This is a genomic window from Paenibacillus sp. 2TAF8 (genome assembly GCF_052114825.1).
Taxonomy (GTDB): Bacteria; Bacillota; Bacilli; order Paenibacillales; family Paenibacillaceae; genus Paenibacillus.
The window spans coordinates 234,378-256,512 of sequence record NZ_JBFRFN010000004.1 but is presented as its reverse complement, the minus strand read 5'-3'; the positions used below and the strand labels follow the sequence as shown (position 1 = coordinate 256,512).

At 44.8% G+C, this 22,135-nt stretch carries 20 protein-coding genes; 11 read left to right on the top strand and 9 right to left on the bottom strand.

Annotated features, from left to right (window positions below; all coding sequences use genetic code 11):
• The first annotated feature begins 270 nt into the window (after positions 1-270).
• Together AB4Z30_RS08410 and AB4Z30_RS08405 are read left to right on the top strand one after the other, a co-directional pair.
• Positions 271-2,661, top strand: coding sequence for an S-layer homology domain-containing protein (locus tag AB4Z30_RS08410; protein WP_441925374.1), 2,391 nt, complete (start codon positions 271-273; stop codon positions 2,659-2,661).
• Positions 2,662-2,843: 182 nt separating this feature from the next.
• The gene (locus AB4Z30_RS08405) at positions 2,844-3,461 is read left to right on the top strand and encodes a hypothetical protein (protein ID WP_441925183.1); all 618 of its coding nucleotides are present in this window, start codon (positions 2,844-2,846) and stop codon (positions 3,459-3,461) included.
• Between the two features lie 87 nt (positions 3,462-3,548).
• Here AB4Z30_RS08405 and AB4Z30_RS08400 read toward each other — a convergent pair whose 3' ends face one another.
• Both AB4Z30_RS08400 and AB4Z30_RS08395 read right to left on the bottom strand, forming a co-directional pair.
• A complete protein-coding gene (locus AB4Z30_RS08400) occupies positions 3,549-4,169 on the bottom strand; it encodes a hypothetical protein (protein ID WP_441925181.1) in 621 nt (206 codons plus the stop codon).
• A 97-nt stretch (positions 4,170-4,266) separates the two neighbouring features.
• On the bottom strand, positions 4,267-5,055 hold the full coding sequence (locus AB4Z30_RS08395) for a hypothetical protein (protein WP_441925179.1): 789 nt from the start codon (positions 5,053-5,055) through the stop codon (positions 4,267-4,269).
• 584 nt (positions 5,056-5,639) lie between these two features.
• On the opposite strand from AB4Z30_RS08395, the gene AB4Z30_RS08390 reads away from it, so the two are divergent.
• Entirely contained in the window at positions 5,640-7,265 is a 1,626-nt protein-coding gene (locus AB4Z30_RS08390; protein WP_441925177.1) for a rhamnogalacturonan lyase B N-terminal domain-containing protein, read from the top strand.
• Between the two features lie 233 nt (positions 7,266-7,498).
• The gene (locus AB4Z30_RS08385; RefSeq protein ID WP_441925175.1) at positions 7,499-8,470 is read left to right on the top strand and encodes an SMI1/KNR4 family protein; all 972 of its coding nucleotides are present in this window, start codon (positions 7,499-7,501) and stop codon (positions 8,468-8,470) included.
• A 236-nt stretch (positions 8,471-8,706) separates the two neighbouring features.
• Here AB4Z30_RS08385 and AB4Z30_RS08380 read toward each other — a convergent pair whose 3' ends face one another.
• Positions 8,707-9,204, bottom strand: a complete 498-nt coding sequence (locus AB4Z30_RS08380) for a DinB family protein (RefSeq protein WP_441925173.1) — start codon at positions 9,202-9,204, stop codon at positions 8,707-8,709.
• A 245-nt stretch (positions 9,205-9,449) separates the two neighbouring features.
• Between AB4Z30_RS08380 and AB4Z30_RS08375 the strand changes: the two genes are divergently transcribed.
• The 7 genes from AB4Z30_RS08375 to AB4Z30_RS08345 all read left to right on the top strand — a co-directional run bounded on the left by AB4Z30_RS08375 (position 9,450) and on the right by AB4Z30_RS08345 (position 16,066).
• Complete coding sequence (locus AB4Z30_RS08375; RefSeq protein WP_441925171.1) at positions 9,450-10,766, top strand: sensor histidine kinase; 1,317 nt, start codon at positions 9,450-9,452, stop codon at positions 10,764-10,766.
• Positions 10,738-11,634 carry a response regulator gene (locus tag AB4Z30_RS08370; RefSeq protein WP_441925169.1) on the top strand — a complete coding sequence of 299 codons (897 nt, stop codon included), beginning with the start codon at positions 10,738-10,740 and terminating at the stop codon, positions 11,632-11,634. The genes AB4Z30_RS08375 and AB4Z30_RS08370 overlap by 29 nt, the downstream gene beginning before the upstream one ends.
• Positions 11,635-11,950: 316 nt before the next feature.
• A complete protein-coding gene (locus AB4Z30_RS08365; RefSeq protein WP_441925167.1) occupies positions 11,951-12,748 on the top strand; it encodes a transporter substrate-binding domain-containing protein in 798 nt (265 codons plus the stop codon).
• Positions 12,749-12,766: 18 nt separating this feature from the next.
• A complete protein-coding gene (locus tag AB4Z30_RS08360) occupies positions 12,767-13,423 on the top strand; it encodes an amino acid ABC transporter permease (protein WP_441925165.1) in 657 nt (218 codons plus the stop codon).
• Positions 13,420-14,142 (top strand): amino acid ABC transporter ATP-binding protein, encoded by a 723-nt coding sequence (locus tag AB4Z30_RS08355; protein WP_441925163.1) that lies wholly within the window; start codon positions 13,420-13,422, stop codon positions 14,140-14,142. The genes AB4Z30_RS08360 and AB4Z30_RS08355 overlap by 4 nt, the downstream gene beginning before the upstream one ends.
• Before the next feature lie 264 nt (positions 14,143-14,406).
• Positions 14,407-14,805, top strand: coding sequence for a hypothetical protein (locus tag AB4Z30_RS08350; protein WP_441925161.1), 399 nt, complete (start codon positions 14,407-14,409; stop codon positions 14,803-14,805).
• A 139-nt stretch (positions 14,806-14,944) separates the two neighbouring features.
• A complete protein-coding gene (locus AB4Z30_RS08345) occupies positions 14,945-16,066 on the top strand; it encodes an SGNH/GDSL hydrolase family protein (RefSeq protein ID WP_441925372.1) in 1,122 nt (373 codons plus the stop codon).
• Between the two features lie 271 nt (positions 16,067-16,337).
• On the opposite strand, the gene AB4Z30_RS08340 is transcribed toward AB4Z30_RS08345, so the two are convergent.
• From AB4Z30_RS08340 to AB4Z30_RS08315, 6 genes are all read right to left on the bottom strand, one after another.
• The gene (locus AB4Z30_RS08340; protein ID WP_441925159.1) at positions 16,338-16,919 is read right to left on the bottom strand and encodes a dihydrofolate reductase family protein; all 582 of its coding nucleotides are present in this window, start codon (positions 16,917-16,919) and stop codon (positions 16,338-16,340) included.
• Between the two features lie 135 nt (positions 16,920-17,054).
• Positions 17,055-18,089, bottom strand: a complete 1,035-nt coding sequence (locus tag AB4Z30_RS08335) for an aminoglycoside phosphotransferase family protein (RefSeq protein WP_441925157.1) — start codon at positions 18,087-18,089, stop codon at positions 17,055-17,057.
• Positions 18,086-19,159 (bottom strand): ribosome small subunit-dependent GTPase A, encoded by a 1,074-nt coding sequence (gene rsgA, locus AB4Z30_RS08330; protein ID WP_441925155.1) that lies wholly within the window; start codon positions 19,157-19,159, stop codon positions 18,086-18,088. Before rsgA ends, AB4Z30_RS08335 begins: the two co-directional genes overlap by 4 nt.
• A 377-nt stretch (positions 19,160-19,536) precedes the next feature.
• Positions 19,537-20,502 (bottom strand): MBL fold metallo-hydrolase, encoded by a 966-nt coding sequence (locus AB4Z30_RS08325; protein ID WP_441925154.1) that lies wholly within the window; start codon positions 20,500-20,502, stop codon positions 19,537-19,539.
• A gap of 112 nt (positions 20,503-20,614) precedes the next feature.
• On the bottom strand, positions 20,615-21,385 hold the full coding sequence (locus AB4Z30_RS08320) for a helix-turn-helix domain-containing protein (protein ID WP_441925153.1): 771 nt from the start codon (positions 21,383-21,385) through the stop codon (positions 20,615-20,617).
• 148 nt (positions 21,386-21,533) lie between these two features.
• Positions 21,534-22,100, bottom strand: a complete 567-nt coding sequence (locus AB4Z30_RS08315; RefSeq protein ID WP_441925151.1) for a hypothetical protein — start codon at positions 22,098-22,100, stop codon at positions 21,534-21,536.
• Positions 22,101-22,135 lie beyond the last annotated feature (35 nt).

The following is a 22,135-nucleotide window of genomic DNA, read 5'->3' as shown; positions in this document are numbered from 1 at the left end:
AAATTATACACTACTCACATTCTGCAAGGTTCACGATTTATATTAACTTCATGTAAAATGTTGAGGATTTATGATATTGCGTCGAAATTGATACAATGACGAAATTGTTTTATTGCTGGTTTTACGGCTCCAATGCTACATTTGAGACCGAACCGAGACCAACTATTAAACGATGGGAGTCGACATGATTTGAAAACAAAAGTTGCTACAAACAAAAACAAGAAAAGATTGTTCACTGCTGCTCTAGGTTTGGTCGTTCTGACAAGTTCTATGGCACCAGGCGCTGCGCTCGCAGCACAGAATAATGATACCGTGGCTTTACCGAAACAACCGGCATGGGGTTACTTCGTAGACACGTACAAAAATAACAAACCGGATAAAATGACGGTAGACAGCAATCCGGCGATTGGCACGTTATCCAAGTTCCTCGACCTGTGGACACCAGGAAGTGCGTGGGATAATGGTACGAAGCTGAACAGTGCCGTACTGGACTACAACATTGATTATGTGGCACAACGTGCCAAAACACGTTCCAAAGCAGACGAAGATGCTGCGTACTATACAGACCGTACGAATCAATCCTATGGCGCAGTGGAGGGTCTGGGGAAACTGGCTGGTGTATATCGGGAAAAGTCAGGTACATTCACTTCCATTACAAGTATTCCGGCAGATGCAGCGACAACCAAGTATTCGGATAAAAATGATTCAAACAAAGCAGGCGATTCTAATTCCGAGTTGGGGAAAATGGTGGACCTGATCGGTAAAGTTCGTGGTGATTATGCTTCAACACAACAGGCGAAAATGTTCTACCAATATAAACGCCCGTTCCGCTGGCAGGGTGAACAACTGATCGTGCCTTCACTGGTTGCTGTTCAGAGCAGCAAACCGGAGACGGATGGTGGTTTCCCAAGCGGTCACACGAATGCGTCTTACCTTGCGGCTATCGCTCTTGCTTACGCTGTGCCTGAACGTTACCAGGAGCTTATGACTCGTGCTTCTGAAATGGGCGATGACCGAATTGTAGCCGGTATGCACTCCCCACTCGATGTGATGGGTGGTCGTGTGCTGGCAACGGCATTCGCAGCATCTGCTCTGAATGATCCGGATAATAAAGAGTTGAAAGAGCAAGCGTATGCTCAAGCACATGAAATTCTTTTGAAAGAGACAGGCACCAGTAAAGACCACTTTACAGATTACGCTCGTAACAAATCCGAATTCACAGAGCGCATGACCTATGGATTCCCGCAAATCGGCTCCACAACTGAGGCAGTACAAGTACCTAAAGGTGCGGAAGTATTGCTTGAAACAAGACAGCCTTACCTGAACGATCAACAACGCCGCGCGGTTCTGTCCACAACAGGAATCGCATCAGGGTATCCGGTACTGGATGATCCGGAAGGTTGGGGACGTCTGAACCTGTTTGCCGCAGCTGACGGATATGGCGCGTTTAACACCGATGTAACGGTGGTTATGGATGCAGCTAAAGGTGGGTTTAATGCAAAAGACGTATGGCGTAATGACATCTCCGGTACAGGCAAGCTAACCAAAGAAGGTAGCGGAGCGCTTCATCTGCAAGGTAATAATACGTATTCCGGTGGTACTGAAGTGAAAGCCGGTACGTTGGAGAGTGATTCAGCCAATGCATTTGGTGCCGGTTCTGTCGTGAATAATGGCGGTACGGTTGCAGAAAAAGTAGAGGGTATATGGAACATTAAAGGTGACTTCACACAAGCATCGAGCGGAACATTGGAGCTTAATGTGAGCAGCGCAAGTGATGTGTTGGATGTTAAAGGCGCCGTGAATGCGAACGGTAAGCTTCAAGTGAATTTTGACAACAACTATGTACCTGCTCAAGGCAACCTCACATTGATCAGCTTCGGTGCGAACAAACTGAATGGTAAATTTGCATCGGTGGATGTGAAAGGTCTGCCAAGCCAATATACAACGGAGGTTATGTATCAAAATGACCGTGTTGTCCTTGCTGTTAAGGATACTACAAATCCGGGTGGCGTAACGACGAATCCGTTCAAATCGGATGTTGTAAGCCAGGATAGCGTATTGAAAAACGTAAATGCAGCAATTGAAGCAACGAAAAATGAACAGCTGGCGATGAGTGATATCTCCACGCACTGGGCCAACAAAAATATTAATGCTGCATTGAAACTGCGTGTCATCAACGGATATGAGAACGGCACATTCAAGCCCAATGCTTCTGTAACGCGTGCTGAATTCACAGCGATGATTGCTCGTGCACTTGGCCTTGGCGAGAATAAAGCAGCTAACAGCTTCAAAGATACAAATACAAGCTGGGCTGCTGGATACATTGGCACGCTCGCAGATAAAGGTGTAATCGGCGGGTATGCAGATGGTTCCTTCAAGCCAAACGCAACGATTACACGTGCCGAGATGGTTACGATCATTGCTCGTGTACTGGATCTGAACACACTTGCAACAGGCACGAAGATCAGCTTTAGCGATGTGAAATCCGATAACTGGGCTGCAGCAGCGATTGAACTTGCTTCTTCCGCGAAGCTGGTGAATGGATTGACGGCATCTGAGTTTGTGCCTAACGGCAAATCTACTCGCGCTGAAGCGGTAACGATCATTATCCGTGCACTGGAAAGTGACAGCTCGATCAAGTCAGTAATTGCAGGTCTGTAATTGTAAACTCATCACATCTCACCCTACTTGGATCTGATCAAGATTGCCGGGGCGGTTCGCATATGCGGGCCGTTTCGGTTTTTTTGTTGTGAATGATGCTGTAGACATCTATTCATGTGAGTTTGTAGTAAAATATGGATGATTACCTGTACGAATCTAACTTACGTAAAGGGCGGGAGAACATGAGTCGACTGACTAATAGCGGATTCTATAAAATCAAGTTTTGGATCACACCGGAAGAGTGGGGCGAGATCATGGAGCTGTTTATGGATCAAGAAGCTTCGTTTGTATCAACGAATTATGCCCAGACCTCATATGACAAACAACAGGTGCTTCAGGCATATGAGCAATTTTATGATTACTATGTAGCTAATGAGAAGGTGGCGGACTACTTCCCGCACTTTGTATATTCCATCGTACTTACTATGGATCAGGGGATAGCTGGGTTTTTCGTCAGAAATGAAGGCATCAGTTTCCCGTATCGTGAGCAATGGGCTGCGGAGGAGCTGCCTAGCATTATGATTTCGCTCCCCAAAGATATCCGAATTCAAGCCGAAAGTGGCGAAGGAACAGATTATACGTATGAGGATATTCGGGAACATCGGCCTTTCACATATAAGTTGTACGAAGAACTGGTGAGTGAGATTAAAAACAGAACAAAATTGCTGCGGTTTTCGGTGCCTGAACCAGACGGGTTGCGCGTGCAAAAACCTTCTGTGCGTATTAGCAAGAAGGCTGCCGAGCAGATCAGGAGTGGCTGGATTTTTGATCAATACGAACTTGTAATGGACACCAAATAAGACAAGCGGTACGAAATTAAGATAAGCATCGATCTGCATGATAATCGATGCTTAAGTATTTTTGGTAAATAGAGATATTAAGTTTGATCAGCGGAGTAGATTCACGAGATTAGCAAAATTTTCGTTCAGGTCTGACATGGTGCTCTGATAATCAGGTTTTGGAACGAAGTTTTCCGGATAACTTGTTATGTTGTACAACGTTGTATCTTTGGAAGACCCGGAGGCTAGCAGTACATTAGTTTCTTTTAGCAAGCTTTTAATTTCTTTCCATTGCTCAGGAAAGCTTGCATCATTCTGATGTATTGTGAAATAGTTTTTTAACTCATAGATCATAATCTGCAAATTTTCGTTAGTTTCAATAATGTGTTTTAATTCTTCGCTGTAATTCGCACTTTCTGTCTTTCTAATTAATGACTCTAAATAAGTGTAATAATCTGAACTAATTCCAATGTAAAAACCTTCTGAAAGTAGATAACTATCGTTCGGTGTCTTGACATTATCCAATTGAACTAGAAATTGATATACATTCTGTATGCGGCTTGCGTAATCATTATATAAATTATATTTACTTTCATAAATGGGCTGAGAGGCAGTAGAACTTAGATGTTTATTACTGTCTTGATTAAAGATATAAAATTGCAGAATATTTGAAGCTATCACAGCTGCGATGATTATAAGTCCACACTGAAGTACACTGATTTTTTTCATATCTGTTCCCCCTATCTCCAATTAGTAAGCTAGAATTAAATAAAGTAAACGGAAAATAAGATTTTCCGTTTACTTTATTTATTATGATTTAATTATTCTAATTAAGTGTGACCTTAACACTAGCAGTGGCAGACTTTGACCAATTGGCCTCTACTTCTGACGTTGCTATTGCATACGATACTCCTACACCAAGCGGACTCCCCCAACTCCAACTGGCATTACCAGTGTAAGTTGAGCTCTTTTGTGTCTTATCATAGGTATGGGTGTATTTTACTGCTGTTGTCGTTGATCCTGCTTTCTTGGCAGATAACTTTGCATATGCACTTACTGTACTTCCACGGTCAAGGTTATCGTAGATATTAAAGAGGATAGTTCCTTTATCTCTAAAATCAGCGTCAGCCAGCCACATATTAGCGTTTGTTACTCCATTTGCAACATAATTAAAATAGGCTGGATTCCAGTTAATAGACACTACATCATATGAAGCAGGGTAATCTTCAAAAGTAGCATTTGACGGAAGTGTTGGCATTCTGTCAATCTGAACCCATGCATAATATCTTCCACTGTCTTTGGTCACGCGAGTTGTCACTTTTCTATCAGCAGCATCAATATTCATGATGGAAACTTCCCCACTGCTGGCACTAAGTTCATTTCCTTTCTCATCTAAAGTTATTGTGTTACTCGATAATACTTGAACACCTTGAGATTTCAGAAATTTATCAATTTCTTTATCAGTTGCACCACTATCCTTCAGCTGATCAGCCTGCTGCATCAGTTTAGGAAAGTTGTCTTCTGTCTCTTTGTTGCTCTCAGCACTGGCTAGCCCAGATAAACTGCTCAGTACTAAAGAAATAGCGAGTAAAAATGATAGCTTAAGTTTTCTCATGTTGAACCTCCAAAATTTATTTTTTTCTCAAAAAGTAGTATAAATGGAAAAATTTTATTTGTAAATAATTTTATAGCAATATTTAAAATCCTAACGACAAAAGCGACATAGATTATAAATCACGAATTACAAATATTGGGCATTAACTTATTGTTATTATAGAACCATAACCATGAACTCTCGTTTTTGCACCTTATTCGACAATATTAGTCAGTCAAAAGGAGTAAAATGAATCAAATTTACTACTATATCTGGGATTTATATACTAGTAAATTTTCATATTCATTAGAGCTGATTTTTGCTGGAGAAGCAGTTCGTATATACGAGCCGGTTCGTTTTTTTCATATAAGATAGATACTCATTGAGAGAATTTGTAATATAATGGTATTATATTGATGTAATTGCAAGAAAAACTTGATCAACAATCAAAAAGTGCTGGAAAAGGAGGAGATATAGTAGATCATAATCAAATCAAAATGGCTGCAATTGGGATACCTCTTCAACAACATCACATCATAAGGAAGTGTGTTCGCTCAATTATGTAAGCGCTTTATAATATGATTATAATCAGGAGGGATATTGACGTGGCTCAACGTTTCGTTAAAAAGGGATTGAGTATGCTGCTGTTCATCGTCATGGTTGCCTCGGTTTTCGCTTTTCCTGCTTCCACAAGCCATGCCGCCACCATCCAGGTGACAGACAATGGCTCCAGAATTGAAGTAAATACCGGGTCGGGACTTGTGTATGTGGTCAATAAAACGAATGGGGATATCATCTCGGCCAAAATAAATGGAACGGAACTAAATAGTAGCAGGGGGTCTCATATCGGGTCGGGATTAGGATCTTCTGCGAATGTTACATGGAATAGATCTCCCTCGGGTTCCACGGTGTTGATCACCGTTTCGACCAACATGCTGACTCATTATTATGCTTCGCGCGGTGGTGAGAATATTATCTATATGGCAACGCATATTACGGCACAGCCGTCGATTGGGGAGCTTCGTTATATTTTCCGCGGCAATGGGAGTGTGCTCACCGGTGTGCCTGTGAACTCAAATAACCGGGGTAATACGGGGGCGATTGAAAGTCAGGATGTGTTCGGGTTCGCGAATGGGCAATCGGCCTCCAAATATTATGGCAATGATCAGGCGAAGGACCTGTCTGTACGAGGGGTAACGGGTAACGGAGTAGGTGTATTCATGGCATACGGTAACCGAGAGAAAAGCTCGGGCGGGCCTTTCTTCCGTGATATTCAGTTCCAAAGTGGCTCTGAAACTGAAGTTTATAATTATATGAATTCAGGACATGCCCAGACAGAGAACTGGCGTCTTGGCCTGCATGGTCCATATGCCCTTATTTTTACAACGGGTGGCACTCCTGCGGTACCTGATTTCAACTGGATGTCGGGATTAAATCTGCAGGGATGGGTGACTAGCCGGGGTAATGTGGTGTTAAATGGACTTTCTGGCATGGAGGCAGGTTATGCTTATACAATTGGATTTGCGAACAGCAACGCTCAGTATTGGGCAAATGCATCATCGAGTGGGTCTGCAACCAGGTACGGCATGATTCCCGGAACATACACCATGACGGTATATAAGGGTGAGCTTGCGGTATACACGGAAAATGTGAACGTGAATGCTGGACAAACTACAACGGTGAACACCCGCACCATCAACAATGATCCGAGCAAAGCCTCCAGCATTTGGCGGATTGGGAACTGGGACGGGACACCACGGGAATTTCTGAACGGACAGACGATTGCAATTCGTCATCCTTCCGACAGCCGCAACCCAAACTGGGGGCCGGTGACTTATACTCCTGGCAGTGCAACAAATCGTTTTCCGGCTATTCAGTTCCGGGGTCAGAACTCGCCTACAACGGTGAATTTTAATCTGAATGCAGCACAAGCATCTTCCTCGCATGTTCTGAACATCGGGATTACGGCCGCTTACAACAATGGAAGACCGAGCGTAACTATTAACGGACGCACATTAAGTAATCCAGCCCCTTCTGCGCAACCAAACTCTCGTAGCTTCACCATCGGCACGTACCGGGGCAATAACACCACCTTTAGCTGGAATATTCCTGCATCATACTTTGTTAACGGTGCCAATACCATAACCATTACGCCGATTAGCGGCTCCAGTGATCTGGGGAAATGGTTAAGTGCTGGCTGGGTCTACGATTGTGTGGAGTTGTTGAATTAACGAAGAAAGCTGTCTGAGTAGCCCAACCGAATGCATAACATGAGGTTGGGCTGCTTTTTATGCTTTTCAAGTTATTTCAATCGGCTGAATTACTTGGTTGAGTGAAAATCCGTGCTACTATGGTAAAAAGCGATGATGCTATAGAGCGATTTCTTCTTCGCTGGAGAAGCAGTTCGGTATAGTGGTATAATTTTCAATACATAATGATGAGATGAAGGAACGGAGGCACAGTGATGAACGAAGGGTTATTGGAACAATTGGAAACATGGCACGAGCAGGATGAGTACGAGAAGATTGTAGACGCGGTGCAGGAGGTTCCGGTAGAAGAGAGGGACTATGAGCTAGTGAACCACCTAGGCCGAGCTTTAAACAATCTGGAGCGATATGAAGAAGCTGTGGCACAATTCCTGACTGTGGCCGAAGAGGGAGCAGATGACCCGCTCTGGCAGTACCGGATTGGACTAGCTTATTATTATCTGGAGCAATACGACAAGGCAGAGCAGGCATTCGAGCGATCCGACGAGCTGGAGCCGGGCGACGAAGATACGCTGGAGTTTCTGGAATGGATTCGGAACAGGGATGATGAGGAAGAAGAGGACGAGGACTCAGCGGGTGAGGTGCAGGAAGGTGTCGAGTTGGAAAACGGAACAGCTGAAGAGCAGCCTGCGGTAATCTCATCTATAAATGTAGTCCATGTTGATCCACCAGTCCCGGTATCTGGGGAGTTCTGGAATGATAGTGAGCTGGCTCTGGAGCAATATGTATCTGACCCGCCAAGCGACGGCTTGGTTGAATCGGTGGAGGAGCAACTCGTATTCCGCTTGCCTGTCTCCTACATTGAGATGATGAAGGAACACAACGGAGGCATTCCATATCATCGCTTTTTCCCAGTGACCAACGAAGAGTCTGGAGAAACCGGGTATGTCGAGATTGAGGGGATATTAGGCATTGGTCGTGAGAAACGCCACGCGCTATGTGGTACAGAGGGCAGCTGGGCCGTGATTGAACGTGATGGATATCCGGAAATCGGTGTGGTCATTGCGAAAGCACCTTCCGAAGCAGGGATTGTCATGTTGGATTACCGTTCTTACGGCAATGATGGGGAGCCAGAGGTCGTTTACGTCGACAAGAATGAGCGAAAAATCACTCCGCTTGCACCAAACTTTGAGACTTTTATCCAAGGGTTAATGCGTCCCGAAGTCTAAGACAATGCCAATAGTTCATATTGAACAACCTATCGTTCTCTGTAATGGAAACGGGAGAGCCTGAAGCGTGAGTGAATATGAGCAAATACGAACATATATGATGAGATATGATCTTAAACAACGAGAAGCCGCAGGGGTGCACCCCTGCGGCTTCTCGTCTAAAGTATATGCTAAACATGCTGAATAGGAGTTTATCCGGGCTGTAAAACTTGCCTTATTTTCGTGTGACTTATCTCTTAAGCCGGGAATCCGCCACCTGGAGGTGGCCATGCGCCATAGAATCGGCGGAGCAACACAATTTCGCCCAGATGATAGGAGTTATGTGAGGCGATATTACGTAGTAACCCGCCTTTGGTTTCTCCTGGGAAATACAGCAGTGGATCATTCAGTTGTGCCGTTTCTGCGATGGATACCGCTTGATCAATACCACTCAGGAATGCTTGAATATCCTCTTTCCACGTCGCTTCATCCTGTGGGCCCGTCTCCACTGGCCAGCTTTCGCTTACGCTCGCTGGCATCTGCGGCTTGCGTCCCTCCACATGCTCCAGCATAAAATTCTGCCAGTAGTGCATATGTTTGACCAATTGGTAGATGGTATAAGGCATAGCCTCATGTGTACGTCGAGCAAGTTCTACATCAATATCGGGAAGTGCTTTGGCAATACGAATGTGTCCGCGCTCTCCGACCAGGGATTTCACTAGGGCTTGTCCAAAACTTTGATTAACATCTGACATGTGCGATCTTCCTCTCTGAAGAACAGGTCTCTGACCTGTCGTTATATACATTATACAATTAAATTGTGAAAAACTAAAACAGGCTGAAATTCAAGCCTTTTTAGGCTCTCTGGTTTCGAAGAAGTTATACCCCCAAATTTTAATTATTTCTAATGTTTCTCGCGTATGTTAGTATATTTAACATCAGAAGCGCGGTTTCGATTCATAAGCGCTTGTAAACGTTATTACAGTAGGTGGAGAGAGCGATGCGCAATTGGGTCAAAAACGAGAATGTGCAGATGGCTGCGGTTGCCTTGGCTACGTCCATAGGCGCACAGTTCAAAATTAATCCCTTTCGGGAAGATTATTTCCGGATCGGCCTCGGGGTCAGCATTCTTTTATTTTTGCTGATGATTATGCCACATTTATCTTATATAAAAACAGGGATTCTGACGGGGCTGGCGAGCATTGCTTTTCAATCGGCTGATCTGATTCACCATGTACACACCTTATCCATGCTGGAAAGCATGTGGGATAACTTGGGGGCTGGTTTGTACTATGTAGTCTTCGCCTATGGGTTGAGCAAAATTAAGCGCCGTTTTCATGAAATTCCTCCACTTTTGCTCGGAGGCATCATCACCGGCATTGATTTTTCCTCCAACCTGGTGGAGTTATTCGTGCGAGGTGTGCTGAGCGGGACGAATATTTTTTATATGCGTGAATGGCTGTATCTACTGATTGTGGGCGGTCTGCGGAGTTACTTTGTCATCGGGCTGTATAACAGCTTCGCGGTCAGACAGATCAGGCTCCTGCACGCAGAACAGGAAAAGCGGATGGAACAGATGTTAAGTGTGAATTCGGGATTGTATGGTGAGGTTTTTTACCTGAAAAAGGCGATGAATACCATTGAAGGCATTACGGCTAACAGTTATGAGCTATACCGTGATCTGCACGAGCAGGACATGAACGAATACAGTCAGCGTACACTGGGCATTGCTCAACAGATTCATGAAGTGAAGAAGGATTCCCAACGCATTCTGGCGGGGCTATTGAAGCTTTATGATAATGAAAAGACGGTAAACATGAGCTTGTCTGAAGTGGTGCATTTTGCAGGTAAGGCCAATCGGAAATACAGTGAGATGTTGAATAAAGAGGTCGAGATCGAGATTGAACAGCAGTATGAAGGCGAGTCGCCATATTATATTCCGCTGCTTACGGTTATGAATAACTTGCTGGCTAATGCGGTCGAGGCGATTGAACAGGAAGGCATGATTCGAGTACAGGTGTTTGAACAGGATGCGGATGTACATTTTGTGGTGACGGATTCTGGAAAAGGGGTACCTGATGCGAAGCGTGGGGTTATTTTTGAGCCCGGTTATACGACAAAGTTCAATGAAGTCGGCATTGCTGCCACAGGGATTGGCCTGTCCCATGTACGTGATATCGTTCAGTCACTGGAAGGGCAGATTCAGGTAGAAGCCGCTCCATCCGGGCGGGGTACTGTGTTCAGAATCATGATCCCCAGGGTCAATCTAATGAAGGAGGCCAATGTCGATGACACTTTCGATCATGATCGTGGATGATGATGTGGTGAGCCGCAGCATGCTACAGGATATCATTGAGACTTGCGAAACCTTAGAGCTTGCAGGCATGGCCGAGGGTGGCCTGGAGGGACAGCACATGATTCTTGATCTCAGACCGGATGTGGTGCTGATTGACCTGTTGATGCCGGATCAAGACGGGATTGAAACGGTAGCGAACCTGAAGCAGAGTGGTTATAGCGGGAAATTTATCATGATCTCACAAGTGGTCAACAAGGAGATGGTAGGGGCGGCCTACCAGAAGGGGATCGAATTCTTCATTCATAAACCGATCAATCGGGTAGAAGTGGAGCATGTGCTGAACAAAGTGAACGAGCAGTGGAAGTATGAGCGATATGTACAGGAGATCAAGCAGTCCATGGCTCGGCTGAATCTAGTTGAAGTTCAGGCTCCTGCTCAGACCCGAACGGTGCGCGATTCGGCGCGAAGCATATTAATGGATCTGGGCATCATCGGTGAGAGTGGAAGCAAAGATATTGTAGCTTTGATGGAGTATGCTATCGAGCAAAAGCAGGCCTCCGAACTGCCGCCGCTGAAAGAATCGTATGAAGCGGTAGCCCAAAAATACAAGCTGACGCCCAAAGAAGTGGAGAAGGAGTGCAAGGCGATGGAACAGCGCATTCGCCGAACGGTTCTGACAGCACTGACGAATCTGGCCTCCATTGGACTTACGGATTACAGCAATCATAAATTTGAGCATTATGCGCCGCTTTATTTTGATTTTCAGGATGTGCGTATGAAGATGAGAGCGATGGAAGAGGAACAGGCAAGCGACAACAAGAGCAAGGTGAATATTAAGAAGTTCCTGCAAGTGTTTTACATGGAAACGCTAGAGAAAATAAATAGCTAAAACAGTAAGGGAAAGAAATTAATATCAAAGCGCAGGAATTTGTAATTTAATTTCAAGATTCTCGAAACTTTCTTCGAGAGTCTTTTTTGTTTGGTGTAATATAACATAACATATTGTAAGGGTTTTCTATAATTTATTTGGGATTTTTAGACTTTATTTTAGTTGAAAAGGTTTATATGTTATTTTATTTTTCATAAGTTGTTAATAAAATGTGTAGGATTGCGTAAGTTTTCGTAGGTGTAGAAATACAATACGTACATAAATACAAATGATCGATTCAGTCGATCCCAATCGAATCAGGAAAAGGGGTTTTTCCATGAAAAAGGTAGCATCCATCGTTATGGCTTCAGTTCTTGCTCTGGCTCTTAGCGCCTGTGGCGCAGCAAACTCAGGAGTAGACAGTAATGCCCAGTCTGCAAGTGGATCGGCAGCAACAAAATATACGTTTGGTACGGATGCGACATACCCTCCGTTCGAGTTTCAAAAGGATGGGAAATATGTTGGGATCGATATTGACCTGATGAATGCCATTGCGGCGGAAGAAGGCTTTGAGGTAGAGATCAAACCAATGGATTTCAAAGGTATCATTCCAGCCATTACGGCGAATCAGTTGGACGGAGCGATTGCAGGCATCAGCATCACGGATGAGCGTAAAAAGGTTGTGGATTTCTCAGAACCGTATTATCAAGCCGGACTGTCCTTAATTGTGAATGAAGCTAACAACGATATAAAGAGCCCACAAGATTTGAAAGGCAAAACGATTGCGATCAAAAAAGGTACATCGGGTGCCAATCTCGCTGATGAATATGCGAAGACCTATGGTGCAACTGTGAAATATTTTGATGATAGCCCATCCATGTACCAGGAAGTAGCCAACAAAAACGCGGATGCAACACTCGAAGACTTCCCGGTGGTTTCTTACAAAATTGCCGTTGACCCGAACTCCAAACTCAAAATTGTTGGTGATCGCTTGAACGGTGACTTCTACGGCATTGCCGTTGCCAAAGGGGATACCGAGTTGCAGAAGAAGATTAATGACGGACTGAAAAAATTGCAGGCAAACGGCGAATACGACAAGATCGTTGAAAAATATTTAGGAACAGCAGCAAAGTAGAAAGGGTCGGTGATATGGATGGATTCCTCCTGGCAAGTCATACTGGACGCACTGCCTCTTCTGCTAGAGGGAACGGTCGTTACGTTAAAAATTGTTGTGATCTCACTCATGTTTGCAATGGTGATTGGTCTGATCTCCGGCTTGATGAGCACTTCCTTGAATCGGTTGTTGCGCCTGGTGGCTTCGCTTTATGTGGATATCATCCGTGGCACACCGCTTCTGGTCCAGGTATACTTCATCTACTTTGGTCTGCCGGTGTTTCTGGATATGCGCATTCCAGCCATGACAGCAGGCATTATCGCGGTTAGTTTGAATGCCGGTGCATATATCTCGGAGATCTTCCGGGCAGGTATTGAGTCCATTGGTAAAGGGCAGCATGAAGCCGCAAGGTCATTAGGCCTAAGTCGTTTCAAAACCATGTGGCTTGTGGTACTGCCGCAGGCAACCCGGCGTATGATTCCTACCTTTGTAAACCAGTTTATTATCACCATTAAGGATACTTCGTTATTATCAGCGATAGGGATTGCGGAGCTTACACAGAGCGGGGAAATTATCGTTTCCGCGAACTTCCGAGCATTTGAAATCTGGGGTACAGTCGGTGTGTTCTACCTGATTATCATTGTGCTGTTATCACGGGCTTCCCGATTCATTGAAAGGAGGTATGCGATCCGATGATTACTGTAGAGAACTTGAGGAAACAGTTTGGCGCGAACGAGGTGCTGAAGGATATTTCCACAACAATTCGGGAGCAGGAGGTGGTATGTGTGATYGGCCCTTCGGGGTCAGGAAAAAGTACCTTCTTACGCTGCCTTAATCTGTTGGAGGAAGTCACGTCAGGCAAAGTGATCATTGGCGAAGTGGAAGTTACCTCGCCCAAGACCAACATCGACGAGCTGCGTACAAATGTGGGGATGGTGTTCCAACAGTTCAACCTGTTCCCGCATCTAACGGTGCTGGAGAATATCATGTTAGCTCCAAAACATATCCGGAAGCTGAGCAAAACCGATAATGAGAAAAAAGCGCTGGAATTACTGGGTAAGGTGGGGTTATCTCAGAAAAAGGATGCATATCCCGAGCAGTTGTCTGGTGGACAACAGCAACGTGTAGCCATTGCACGTGCACTTGCCATGAATCCGAGTGTCATGTTGTTTGATGAACCTACCTCGGCTCTTGACCCCGAGATGGTTGGGGAAGTGCTGCAAGTTATGAAGAACCTTGCACATGAAGGCATTACGATGATTGTTGTGACACATGAGATGGGCTTTGCCCGCGAGGTCGCGGATCGGGTGATCTTTATGGACGGTGGTTATATTGTCGAGGAAGGCACGCCGGAGGATCTTTTTCAGAATACCCGTCATGAGCGAACCAAGGCATTTCTTGGCAAGGTGTTGTAACAAGAATAATCCAGAGCAACATATGGCAATTAATATCCCTCTATTATCAAAATAATGAGCATATCCCTTGCAGGTAAACCACAGATCAAGCACATCTGATATGATGAACTTGAACGGGTTTACTTGCAGGGGATTTTGTTGTCGTGCGTAATACATATAGAAGCTCTATATAAGTTGGAGTGTCCATGTAAACCTATAATTCAACATATATAGACAGCTTCACTGATAGCATCATCAGTAAACATCCACGAGTGGGAGGTCATCATGATGGAGCGAGTAACTCAGATGGATAAAGAGATTTTTCGGTCACATCTGATGCAAGCGATGGAGAAGATCCGAATGCGGGATCAACTGGAATACGAGGAGGTTCAATTACTCGTTGAACCGATGCACGAGCCGGACAAATCTTTAAATGGTGCAGACGAGATGATGCGGCTGGTTGTACTGGCCCCGAACAATGTGCAGCATCGGCAATTTACGGTGGATGAGGCTGTGAATCTTTTATGCTGGCATGTCCCGCTAGTTCCTCTATGGATTGATGTTTCCTTGGTGGAGGTGGAACAGAAACGGGCTGTATTTAGACTGATCTGCAGTCTGCGTCTGCGTAAACCCACACAGCTTCGTTATGCAGAGACAGGGCATGCTCCATTCCGGGTGGTGTAGGTGCTGATGGGCGAAAGAGTGTGATACGTAGAACTTAGAACAGTACTCGGAGATCAATGCGAATAAGATTCCCGTTAAAACTTCATTAATGAAACGTTAGTTTTCAAAAGTAAATTATAACAGGAGGGTCCATATGGATATCAGCGCCAATGAAGAATTAGAGACCATTGCTATTTCAGCTGTGCCACATATGAAAATTCACGGAAGAACAACAGGACAACAATCGCCGGTAACCTTGTTTTGGACAGGCAGTGCAGTCGAATGTAACGTAAAGGGTGCGGAATTTTGGGTGGAAATAGAATCGTCTTATGATTTGCTTGAGCCCTGGATCAGTATCATTATTAATGGTGTTCCAGTGAGTCGGCAGATGTTAATCAGAGGCAGAGCCTGGATCTGTATATTCCGTGGGATGAATCCGGCTATGGTGAAAAATGTACGTATCATTAAGGATGTACAGGCGATGAGTGGTGACCCGGGCAACAGTCTGAAGTTTCATGCAGTGAAGGCCGATGGCACGTTCCTGCCTGTAGAAGAGAAAACCCTTAAAATCGAGTTTATCGGAGACAGCATTACCTCGGGTGAAGGGGCGATTGGGGCAAAAACAGAAGAGGACTGGATTCCCATGTGGTTCAGTGCACTGCACAATTACACATTCATGACGGCTGAGGCCTTGCATGCAGAGTATCGTGTCATCTCTCAGAGCGGATGGGGTGTGCTGAGCAGTTGGGACAACAATCCTGCTGGCAACATTCCGGAGTATTATGAGCAGGTCTGCGGTCTGCTAAAAGGGGAGCGCAATGAGCGGCTTGGTGTGCTGGAGCCACATGATTTTAGCTCTTGGCAGCCTAATGTGGTTGTGGTGAATCTGGGCAGTAATGATGATGGTGCATTCCAATCTCCAGCTTGGACCGATCCACTGACCGGACAAGTGTACAAGCAACGCCTCAATGAAGATGGGACGTATCATGAAGAAGACTTGGCCAAATTCGAGAAGGCAGTGGTGCTTTTCCTGATCAAGTTGCGGAAAAATAACCCGCAAGCACATATCATCTGGGCTTATGGTATGCTTGGATCTTCACTGCTCCCCGCAATATATCGCGCGGTGGATGCATATCAGAAGCAATCAAGAGATCATGCTGTCTCGATCCTTCAACTTCCCAATACAACTGAAGAAACAATGGGCGCAAGGACACACCCAGGCGATTCGTCACATCGCAGGGCGGCAGATGTTTTAACGGATTACATTCAGCGAATTCTATAATATACAAGTTGAACTACATTTTTTACACGGAACACTCCGATGACAGAATAACCTTCCAATCGCTGTTATCCCCAGATTTTTTAAATTTCCTTTTCCAAGGGGAACTCCGGTGATAAAGGCGAGCGCTTTGCTTTTTCAGGTTTTTTCTGTCCTCTCCGTTTTTGTGTAAATGAACTCTCCAACTTATATAGATTCTCCCAATGGTTGTTATATACCCAAGGGTAACGAAAGACCGCACAGCAGGACGCTGTACGGTCTTCTTTGAGTTGTTTTATCGAGTCTGATCGTCTAATTCTATTGAAGCCTTTGTTGCAAGATGGCGTTGCACCTCATAACGGATGGAAATGATCTGCCCAAGCGTCTGAGTACGAATCGTTTTCAGCAGGGTGGGCACGGTGCCTTTTGGAAATAAAGGAATACCTTCACTCAGTACTTTCGGGATAATAGCGACCTCAATCTCATCCAGGATTTGCTGCTCCATCACCGACTGAACAAGCTGCCCCCCACCTACAACCCACACATCTCCCTCGTAGGTCTGTTTTAACCGCGAAATCAGTGTTTCCACGTTCTCGGATGTGAATTGTACATGCGGTGCAGATGGCTGCTCCGAGCGGGAAAGCACATAGGCAGGACGATCTGAATAAGGGAAATCCTCGGATAAAGTAAGCACATCCTCATACGTAGAACGTCCCATAATTACACTCCCGATGGTCTGATAGAATGCGGCATAGCCGTTATCGCCTCCGTCACCTTGTACATCAAACAACCAATCGACGGAACCATCCAGTCGGGCAATATATCCATCCAGACTCATTGCAATGTAGAGAATTGTTTTCGAATTAGAAGTATCCATATTTCATCGCTCCTTCATTTGATACCTATAAGATACAACATAACTATGACAATAATTGACGTAGTTTGAGGACTTATTCAAAAATGCTAAGGAGGGAGCCTGAAAGCCTGGACAAATAATAAACTACCACGCCGTTTATGCCTGTAGTAGGCTATGTTTCATTTCATAAATTTTCTGGAGTATACGCTGATTCTCTTCCTTCTCCGCATCGGACTCGGCATGGACATAATACTCTACCAGTCTGTACCCGAACACGAACAGAATCATCTCGTGTACGCAGTGTTCTGCGAGTGGGGGAGCATCGGCATATTCCGCAAAGCCCTTGTAATACGCAGGAACACAGCGCTGATAATATTCTACCATATGCTCAGTATCACACTCATCGGCAACCAGGCTCGCGATATCCTCTCCAAAGTATCCCCATCCCGATGTATCCCAATCGATGAGCGCGATGTTCCCATCGGTATAGATCAGATTGGTCACCCAAAAATCCCGGTGGTTTAACACAAGCGGCAGTTGTTCAATGCGAGCAAATACTTCGTCCGAGTGTTCATCCATATCAATTAACATTTGCCGAATATGGGGTGGGAACTCACAGGCTTCAGAACGGATGTAGTCATAAACGACAGGCCATGAGCGATAGTGCAGATACGTATTTTTCATGAGATCGGCATGGCTCAAATTGGTCAGGCTCTTCAGCACTGGGGGCTGTTCCGCATACAGCTTGCCTTGATAACGCCCTAAATCCAGCGCAGCCTGTTCAACCATTTCAATAGACAGATCCAGACCGGACACGCCATCGATATATTCTAGCCACAGTTGAAATTCATTTTCTTCGGCATTCATCTCCGCGTAATAACATGTGGGCCAGCGGAAGGTATCCGAGAATGTCGTTCCGAGGTCAGAGATGTACAGATCATATTCCCGGCGCCAGGAACCGGGATCGTTATAACGTTCCCATTGTTTCTGAACCTTCAGTACAAGTTGGTAAGGCAACTTTTGGCCATCTTCGGTTTCGGCTGTTCCAGTTACGAGATTGACGTTGCCCACAGTTCCGCCATGCAGAGTAGTTGTATGATAGTCCGCTGCAATAATGTTCTTCTTAAAATATAGGTTTAAAAGATGAGTTAAGGTTTGCATCTTTATTTTCGTCATCTTCGTCTTATTCATTTCTTCCGACCTCCACTTTTGTTGGTTTGTTTACTCTGAATCCTGTTGATTTTGTTTTTTGCTCTTTTTTCGATGAGGTAGTTGGTTTTGTGTTGTACATACTTGTTCTCTGACTGCTGGGAAATATAATTCTCCCAACGTTCATGCTGTAATGAACCGTCCGCGAGTGCTGAGAGAACGGCACATCCCGGCTCGGTCTGATGACGGCAATCGGTAAAGCGACACTGAGCGAATAATTCTTCGACATCGGTAAAGCTTGCACGAATACCTTCGTCAGCATCAAAAAGCCCAAGCTCACGCATTCCAGGAGTATCAATGACCATTGCACCCGAAGGCAGCATGAAGAGTTGACGATGTGTTGTGGTGTGTCGTCCCCGACTGTCGTCCTCTCGTATGGCCTGAACTTTCATGACGTCATTTTCATTTAATGCATTAAGTAGCGAGGATTTACCCACGCCAGACATGCCGAGAAAGACAACGGTTTGACCCGGAGCAAGATATGGGGCGAGTTCGTCCAGCCCTAGACGGGTATGACTGCTGATCACGTGAATAGGCACATCGGAGATGCGATGTTTAACTTCTGTGAGCATGGGATGATCCGCTGTAACGAGGTCTGCTTTGGTCAAAATGATGACCGGTTTACCCCCGCTTTGTCTGGCTTGAGTCAGGTAACGCAGAATACGATTCACATTGAGATCTTGGTTCAGCGAAGAAAGGATAAATACAACATCGAAATTGGTCGCAACAACCTGCTCCAATATCGTTTTGGCATAGCCTGCAGCATGACCCGCATAGTCTGCACGCGAGAATTTGGACCTTCGGGGCAGCACTTTCACAATCAGGGAATCACCAATGTTGTTGTAGCGCAGAAGGACAAAATCCCCCACACAAGGAAAGTCAGTTGGCATATCCGCCTGATAATAAAATGAACCTTTTAATACTGCGGTGACTTCACCACGTTCTGTCATGACGGTGAATTGCTCCCGCCGAAGTTCTGTAATTCTGCCAGGTAATAATCCATCTGGGACCTCTTCTGTTTCGATATATCCGTAGGTTTTTAAATTCATCATGGGTATAAGGTTGGCTCCTTTAATGTTGTTTTTGGACGCAAAAATGCCGCAAACAAGCAGCCTCTACGAAGCTACTGTTTTGCGGCATCAGGACGCAAAAAAGATACGACCTTCATCGTATCTGCAAACAGCAATATTCACGAAAGGTTACTTTGGATGGCATAACAAAGAATACGGGAATTAGCCCGCTTTTTTCAGATATGCCAACTATTCAGTTTTAATACTGAACCACCATATTGATATAAGTAGCAGCCATTTAAAACCTCTCCCTTCGTGTAAGGAACTCGCTTATCGCTAAGCTTCTTTACTATAACCTGTTTTGGAAAATGTTTCAATATTAGTTGGAGGCCGATTTCAATTTTTTTGAAATCCAATTTTCATTTTTCTGACTCCGTGATAAGCGTATGGACTTTGCTCAAATTCGACTTGAAGTAGGTTGTAAAAGACCATCCGTTATATTTAAGAGGTACTTCAATATCATCCATAGGTTGTTTGTTTTGCACAGCTTCTGTCACCAGAGCTAGCATATCCGAGATATAACCTTTTACATCATGAAGCTCTTGCAGAGAGCATACCTCTCCATGCCCGGGAATGATTTTTTCCACCTCAAGCTGCTCGATCTGCTCCAATATACGCTGCCACTCCTGCGGGTTGGCATTAGCCAAAACCGGATGGTGTTTGGACAGGACCAGATCTCCTGTGATAACGATTTTCTCTTCAGGAATGTACAAGATAGCATCACTATGTGTATGTCCTCCGCCAAATGTAAGGAGTTGAACCGTACATTTGCTGCCATGAATGACCATCTGTTGATCAAAGGTTATCGTTGGAATGGTATGTTCCAGATCAGGGAGCATCTGCATAAACTCACGGTCGCTGGCATTATCCCAGGCCATCTCTCGTTTTAACTTTTTATCGGTCTCTTGCTGCATTTGTATTTCTTGTTGATGAATCGCCTGATTCATCTGCTCCGTGTTCTCCCGATATTGAGCTATTCTTTGTCTCGAAAAAGTATCCATCATCTCACGAGTAGCCGTTGTCGAAATAATGTGGGCTTCGGGTGCAAACACTTGATTCCCGGAGGTATGGTCACTGTGCCAATGTGTATTCACAACATAGCTTACCGGTTTCCCTGTAATATAAGTAGCGGCTTCTTTCAAGTCGGATGCGGCCTGCAGGGTCAGGAAGGTATCAACGACGAGTGTTATATTACCCAGATCAATGATGGTTGCATTTCCCAAAGAGCCTGTACCTGGAACTGAAATAGCTGCAATGACATGATCCGTGACATGATTTAATTCAAAATGCTTGGAGCCTCGAAAGGCTGCGATCTTGTCTCTCAAAATTTCCACTCCGATCTGTTTATTCGCAATATATTGTTGAATTCATGTTTTAATTTGAGTGGTAACTTCGGTTACATCCGTGTTTGATGTATCAATCGTAGGCTTCGGCGGGTTATACGCTCCCTACAGTTACATTCATAGTTCCCTGTTGATTTATGATCTGATGAATCATTGCGAGCAGCCGTACTGTAAGATCGGCTCTGAAATTCAGTCGATATCCACCGCGTACGCGGTCGACAAACCCAAGTTCAATGCATTCCGTAAGAACCTGATCCAGATGTATAGAGTCTGGCAGGTACATTCGTAGTGTCTTTTCATCCAGTGCATACTCTGGCTTCAAATCATCTATCTCTCGCAAGAGAATGAGTAAGACAAGGCGAACGTCATCCGATAACAAGTTGAGCGGGAATGCAGCTGCTGTTCTCAGCATTTCCACAGATTCTTTCAAGAATATTGGTGTAGCAATACAAGCAAGGCGATCTTTCGCCCAGAGACCTAAACCTGCTGGACCAAGGTGTATATGTACTAGAGATGGATTTCCACCTGAACTAACAGGTAGTGTAGAGGAAGGTCCTTCGGTTAATGTAATTATATGTTCAAGAAATGCGATTCGATCTGTTAACTCCATCTTATGGAGCGTTTCACGGATTTGAGGGATTAATGATGTGAGTCCACCCTCACGTCCTAATAGGTAATCGGTCGAGCAATTAAACGTTTCTGCTATCTTTACGATCAGGGGAAGATCCGGTAAAGAATCACTATTCTCCCACTTGGAAACAGCTTGTGCTGACACGGATAAAAGCTTTCCTAGCTCCTCCTGAGTCATGCCGTTAGACCGGCGGAGTTGTGCGATCTTTGTTCCCATTCCTTGCAGATTGTTCATTGTAAAAAACCTCCTTGAACATGTTTTTCTATAGAATAACGTGTGTTCTTCATTTCTTGTATGGAGGCCTAGGTGAAACTTCAACCAGCCGTTGATATTTTGATATCGCTGGTTGATTGAACATTAACTTGGCATGTATTTTCGGATGTTAAGGACGAGTGTAGATGATGAATTGTCCTTCGGCGGCAGATTCGCCACCTACCCAGCCTACAGGAAGTCCTTGATTTTTATAGACATTAAACATGGCTTCAAAATACGGATGCGGCTCCTTGCATAACAATCGGGCTCTGGCGATCTGAAATAGATCACCGCTGATAATATCAGCAAGATGGTTAAGTTGATCAGGCTTCAGGCCCAGTTCCGAGGCTTGTCCCTCTAATTTTTTCTTCATCATGCCATAGAAGTCTTGTTCTTCTTCATACAGAATAAATGTTTGGGCGAGGGATTTTTGCTCCTCTCCAGAGGCAGGTGGAATATCTCCTAAGGCGTCTGCGGTAATGTCCAGTAGAAAGTAACAAGGCGGCTCAACGTCTTCTTCCTGGTAAAATATTAGGGCTTCCTCCAGATTCGCAAACAAATCTTGAGTCTCGAATGCTGTTCCATTTACTGCACCGTCATGGTTAACCGAAAGGTAAGACCCCTTCAATACATCGCCTTGTTCAATGTAATCAATAACCTCACATACATCTGCAGGAAAGAGTTCTTTGCGGCTCATTCTTGTTTTCAACTCCCGACATTTAATGGTGAATG

Coding starts and splice junctions, on each gene's coding strand:
- AB4Z30_RS08410 (WP_441925374.1), top strand. CDS start 271: ATGGCACCAGGCGCTGCGCTCGCAGCACAGAATAATGATACCGTGGCT.
- AB4Z30_RS08405 (WP_441925183.1), top strand. CDS start 2,844: ATGAGTCGACTGACTAATAGCGGATTCTATAAAATCAAGTTTTGGATC.
- AB4Z30_RS08400 (WP_441925181.1), bottom strand. CDS start 4,169: ATGAAAAAAATCAGTGTACTTCAGTGTGGACTTATAATCATCGCAGCT.
- AB4Z30_RS08395 (WP_441925179.1), bottom strand. CDS start 5,055: ATGAGAAAACTTAAGCTATCATTTTTACTCGCTATTTCTTTAGTACTG.
- AB4Z30_RS08385 (WP_441925175.1), top strand. CDS start 7,499: ATGAACGAAGGGTTATTGGAACAATTGGAAACATGGCACGAGCAGGAT.
- AB4Z30_RS08380 (WP_441925173.1), bottom strand. CDS start 9,204: ATGTCAGATGTTAATCAAAGTTTTGGACAAGCCCTAGTGAAATCCCTG.
- AB4Z30_RS08375 (WP_441925171.1), top strand. CDS start 9,450: ATGCGCAATTGGGTCAAAAACGAGAATGTGCAGATGGCTGCGGTTGCC.
- AB4Z30_RS08370 (WP_441925169.1), top strand. CDS start 10,738: ATGACACTTTCGATCATGATCGTGGATGATGATGTGGTGAGCCGCAGC.
- AB4Z30_RS08365 (WP_441925167.1), top strand. CDS start 11,951: ATGAAAAAGGTAGCATCCATCGTTATGGCTTCAGTTCTTGCTCTGGCT.
- AB4Z30_RS08360 (WP_441925165.1), top strand. CDS start 12,767: ATGGATTCCTCCTGGCAAGTCATACTGGACGCACTGCCTCTTCTGCTA.
- AB4Z30_RS08350 (WP_441925161.1), top strand. CDS start 14,407: ATGATGGAGCGAGTAACTCAGATGGATAAAGAGATTTTTCGGTCACAT.
- AB4Z30_RS08340 (WP_441925159.1), bottom strand. CDS start 16,919: ATGGATACTTCTAATTCGAAAACAATTCTCTACATTGCAATGAGTCTG.
- AB4Z30_RS08335 (WP_441925157.1), bottom strand. CDS start 18,089: ATGAATAAGACGAAGATGACGAAAATAAAGATGCAAACCTTAACTCAT.
- rsgA (WP_441925155.1), bottom strand. CDS start 19,159: ATGATGAATTTAAAAACCTACGGATATATCGAAACAGAAGAGGTCCCA.
- AB4Z30_RS08320 (WP_441925153.1), bottom strand. CDS start 21,385: ATGAACAATCTGCAAGGAATGGGAACAAAGATCGCACAACTCCGCCGG.
- AB4Z30_RS08315 (WP_441925151.1), bottom strand. CDS start 22,100: ATGAGCCGCAAAGAACTCTTTCCTGCAGATGTATGTGAGGTTATTGAT.